This is a genomic window from Streptococcus mitis (assembly GCF_000722695.1).
Lineage (GTDB): Bacteria > Bacillota > Bacilli > Lactobacillales > Streptococcaceae > Streptococcus > Streptococcus mitis_O.
This window is the reverse complement of sequence record NZ_JPFU01000019.1, coordinates 1-593: the sequence shown is the minus strand read 5'-3', so window position 1 is coordinate 593 and position 593 is coordinate 1. Positions and strand designations below refer to the sequence as shown.

Annotated in this window: 1 protein-coding gene; it reads left to right on the top strand. The window is 37.9% G+C overall.

What is annotated here, in order from left to right; translation table 11 throughout:
* Positions 1 to 71 precede the first annotated feature (71 nt).
* Positions 72 to 593: MucBP domain-containing protein (locus SK629_RS12775; RefSeq protein WP_265182590.1), on the top strand; the 522-nt coding region annotated here is incomplete at its 3' end.

Below are 593 nucleotides of genomic sequence, written 5' to 3'. Positions count from 1 at the left end.
AAAGAGTACAACACAAACACACCAGACTTAAAACCAGAAACAATCACAACTGAAAGTGGCAAAGTGTACAAATTAGTACCAGCCCAAACAGTAGGAAAGAAACAGGTAAAGTAACGGTTGAACCAACAGAAGTAACGTATAAATACGAACTCCAAAAAGGTGATGTAACAGTAAACTATACAGATACTGAAGGAAATGCGATTGAAGGTAAGACAAGTGTCAAAGCTGAAACTCAAAGTCCAACAGGTAAAGAGTACAACACAAACACACCAGACTTAAAACCAGAAACAATCACAACTGAAAGTGGCAAAGTGTACAAATTAGTACCAGCCCAAACAGTAGGAAAAGAAACAGGTAAAGTAACGGTTGAACCAACAGAAGTAACGTATAAATACGAACTCCAAAAAGGTGATGTAACAGTAAACTATACAGATACTGAAGGAAATGCGATTGAAGGTAAGACAAGTGTCAGAGCTGAAACTCAAAGTCCAACAGGTAAAGAGTACAACACAAACACACCAGACTTAAAACCGGAAACAATCACAACTGAAAGTGGCAAAGTGTACAAATTAGTACCAGCCCAAACAGTAGGA